Annotated in this window: 3 protein-coding genes; 1 reads left to right on the top strand and 2 read right to left on the bottom strand. The window is 62.8% G+C overall.

Annotated features, from left to right (window positions below; translation table 11 throughout):
• Both EN749_RS32460 and EN749_RS32455 read right to left on the bottom strand, forming a co-directional pair.
• Window positions 1-889: ABC transporter substrate-binding protein (locus tag EN749_RS32460; protein WP_245491544.1), on the bottom strand; the 889-nt coding region annotated here is incomplete at its 3' end.
• A 313-nt stretch (window positions 890-1,202) separates the two neighbouring features.
• Entirely contained in the window at window positions 1,203-2,195 is a 993-nt protein-coding gene (locus EN749_RS32455; RefSeq protein WP_128364698.1) for a membrane dipeptidase, read from the bottom strand.
• Between the two features lie 307 nt (window positions 2,196-2,502).
• Here EN749_RS32455 and EN749_RS32450 point away from each other — a divergent pair, with 307 nt between their 5' ends.
• Window positions 2,503-3,660 (top strand): FAD-binding oxidoreductase, encoded by a 1,158-nt coding sequence (locus EN749_RS32450; RefSeq protein WP_245491543.1) that lies wholly within the window; start codon window positions 2,503-2,505, stop codon window positions 3,658-3,660.
• Window positions 3,661-3,736: the final 76 nt, after the last annotated feature.

Raw genomic sequence — 3,736 nt, 5'->3', positions numbered from 1 at the left:
GATTGTCGAAAGGGGCGACATCCTGGTTCATGCCAAGCCAGACAAAGGCCAGCGACGGCTTCTCCACCACGGTCGTTTTTGGCGGCGGCGTCTGCTTCAGCCGCGAGATCGAGGAGACCGCGGTCCAGGTGTAGTCGAGGTCGCCGGCCTCATATCCAAGTTCGGCGGTCTTCTCATCCTCGATCGGATGGATGTGGATTTCCGCGAAGGCGCCCTGCTCGTACTTCCAGTCGGGATTGCGCACCAGCACCGTGCGCTGCTTGGGCAGCCATTCCTTCAGGATGTAGGGGCCCGACTGGGCCACCGGCTTGACGCCCATCTTGCCACCGAGCTCGGTGATGGCGCGCTTCGACAGGATGGTGCCGGACGGCGTCGGCAAGGTCGACGTCCACAGCGGCGCGAAGGCCTGCTTCAGGTGGATCAGCCCCGACAGCTTGTCCTTGACCTCGACCTCCTTGAGCGTTGCCCAGTCGCCGGAATAGGGGCTCTTGTTGGCGGGGTCGGCGATGCGTTCGATCGAAAACTTGACGTCTTCCGCCGTCATCTGGCCGTAGCCATCGGTGAAGCCGATATTGTCGCGCAGCTGGAAGGAGACGGTCAGCGGATCGAGCTGCTTGATCGTTTCCGCCGCCATCGGCCGCCAGCCCCAGCTATCGCCCGGCGTGGTGACGACGAGACCGGCGAAGATGACGCTGGTGATGTCGCCTTCAGGCGCCGCCAGCCGGAAGCAAGGGTCGAGCGTCTGGATGTCGGCGTAGGATCGCACCTTGAGGATCGGCCCGTCGCTCGACCAGGAAACTTTTGGATTGACCATTGAGGCGAGGCCGAAAGCGCCGGCTCCGGCGAGCAAGCTGCGGCGCGAAACCCTGGTGTCGGCTAGAATGGACATGCTCTACCCCTCTGCTGTTTTCGTTGTCTTGTTTTTCAGGCCGCGGGCCATTCTCCAAGCCGGGCCGAATGTACCGGTCCGCTAAAACTGCTAATAATAGACATCTATGTCTAGCGAAAATTTTGCCGGCATGTCCGAATCTTGGATACGGACGATCTTGCGGGAAATCTTGATATCCGATCCGACCCCGCCGCTGCGTCGGCATAGGCAAGCGGCTAAGCGCGAAATGTGATCGCGCACACGGTGCGGCCTGGCCCGCCATTCGGTGGGGCCTGGATCAAGAGCTGGAGCGGAGACGCGCTCTCCGCTACCTTCACTTCCAGATTTCGGCCGCCAGGCGCACGAAATTGCCGCCCAGGACGTTGCGCACGGTCTGCTCGGACTGGCCGCGGCGCAGAAGCACATCGGTCAGTTCGCGCATCTGGCCGGGAGCCGCGTAGGTCGTCGCCCCTTCCGGATATTCGCTCTTGGGCCAGAATTGCGGATTGTCGGAAATGATACGGTCGATGCCTTTGACGTCGACGGGGAAGGCGTAGTCCAGCCCGATGCCGACATGATTTGGGCCAGCCAGATCGACGAGATATTCAATGTGGTCAGCCAGCCTGTCCGAGTCCGTCCGCCCTTCTCCCAGGAAACGATTGAGCCCGACAATCGCGACGATGCCGCCGGTGCGCGCGCAGGCCTTTATCTGCTCGTCGGTGATGTTGCGGCCATGGCCGCACAAGGCCTTGGCGTTGGAGTGCGAGAAGATCACCGGCCGGTTGGAATATTCCATCACCTCCATCGAAGTGCGATAGCCGGTGTGGGTGACGTCGACGAACATGCCGAGACGGTTCATCTCGTCGATGACCTCGCGGCCGAACGCCGTCAGGCTGGTCTCGACATCGTGGCAACCGCCGCCGGCGAGGTTGTTCCTGTTGTAGGCAAACAGGATCTGGCGGACGCCCAGATGGTGATAAAATTCCACCATCTCGACGCGGCCGTCGAGCGCGTTCATGCCCTCGATGTCGAAGGTGATCGCCAGTTTGCCCTCGAGCTTGGCCTTGCGGATTTCCGCGACGGAGGAGACCAGCGTGTAGTGCTCAGGGTTGGCAAGGATCCAGTGGCGGAAATTCGCGAGGGTCCGCACTGTCTGCTCCCAGGGCAACAGGTCGAAGCCGACATCGATGGACAGATAGTCGATGCCGGCATCGCGCCAGATCTGCAGATTGTTCAGGTCCGCCGCCGGATCCGGCATGAAGCCGGAATGCGCGTCCCATATGATTTCACTGTCGAAAATGGCCTGGGCGGCAGTCGAAACGCTCACTTTTTCCTCGCTCTCTCGGCAACACCAACAACGGAAGGCCAGATCAAGCGGCGTTCCGGACGTGTGATCCAGATGCAGTACGCGTCAAGTATCAGGCCACAGACACATGTGTCTAGACAGCTCCGAACGGGCCTGTATGGTCGCCGTCGCTGCATGTCGCTCCGACCGGACCATCGGCAAAAGGGAGAACAAAGATGAGCTCAAACGGAAGCCATGGCGGGAGCGATAGCAGGCATATCGCCGTGATCGGCGGCGGCATTATCGGCTGCAGCGCGGCTTTCCATTTGCTGCGTCCGGCGTGCGCCGGGTGACGGTCATCGATGCGGGTCAGCCGGGTGCCGCGACCACCAGCGCCGGCGCGGGCTTCGTCTCCCATTGGTCCGCCGGCATGATCCCGCTCGGTGAAGAAGGCCTTCAACTGCAGCAATATGGCCTCGATTTCTATCGCAGGCTGCACGAGGTCGGCGTCGAGATCGGTTATCGGCCAAACGGCACCTTGATCATGGCGCTGACCGAGGACGGGCGCGAGCGTTTCGTCCGACCGGTGCTGGACTCACCCTATGCCCCACCGGAAATGCAGGATTTGAACGCCGCGCAGATCGGCCAGAAGATGCAGGGCCTCATCGATCCGGCGCGGGTCCATTCGGCCGCCTACAATCCGCATGGCATCCAGCTCGACACCAAGCTGGCGATGGGGGTACTGACCGGCCAGATCAGCGAGCTTGGCGGTGTTTTTCGCAGCGGCACACGCGTAACGGCCGTCCATGATGCCGGCGACCGGGTGACCATCGAGACCGATCAGGGCAGCCTTGAGGCTGACGGCGTGATCGTTGCCGCCGGCGCCTGGAACAACCAGGTCATGTCAGGCCTCGGCTGGAAGTTGCCGCTGCTGCGCGTCGTCGCAACGCGCATCGTCACCGACGATCGCGGGCTGCCGTCGACCATTCCCACGGTCCAGTGCCGCGAATTGCGGCTGTGGCTGCGCGAAACATTCGGCGCCGTCATGTGGGGAACCGGCCGGCATTACAAACCTCTCTACAAGACCGACGACAACGAGATCGAACCTGGCCAGCCGCACAATATCGAGCTGATGCGGGAGACCTCCGAGCAGGAGCTTGCCGAGTTGCAGACTGTGTTCCCGCCGCTGCGCGGTTCGACGATCGCGAGCTGGGCGCAAGGCGTGCCGTGCTACACGCCGGACAACGGCCTTGTCGTCGGCAAGGTGCCCGGCAGCGACAATGTCGTGGTCGTCGGCGGCGACAATGAGAGCGGCGTCACCCATGGACCGGGTCTTGGCCGGCTATCCTGCGAACTGGTCCTCGGGCACACCCCGTTCGTTTCCGCCGAGCGGTTCCGTGTCGATCGCTACGCCTCCGATGCCTTCAAGTCGGAGGCCGAGATCGAGGCCGCCATGCCGGCCTGGGGCGCGCGTCATGAAGCGTCGCGGTTTGGTCGCGAGGCCTGATCTGTTAGCTGTCGCCGACGCTGGCCAGCAGCGCCTGCGCCACCGCCCTGACCACCGGGCCGGCATTCTTCCTCAT

This window comes from Mesorhizobium sp. M7A.F.Ca.ET.027.02.1.1 (assembly GCF_004022985.1).
Classification (GTDB): domain Bacteria; phylum Pseudomonadota; class Alphaproteobacteria; order Rhizobiales; family Rhizobiaceae; genus Mesorhizobium.
This window is presented reverse-complemented; position numbering and strand designations above follow the sequence as displayed.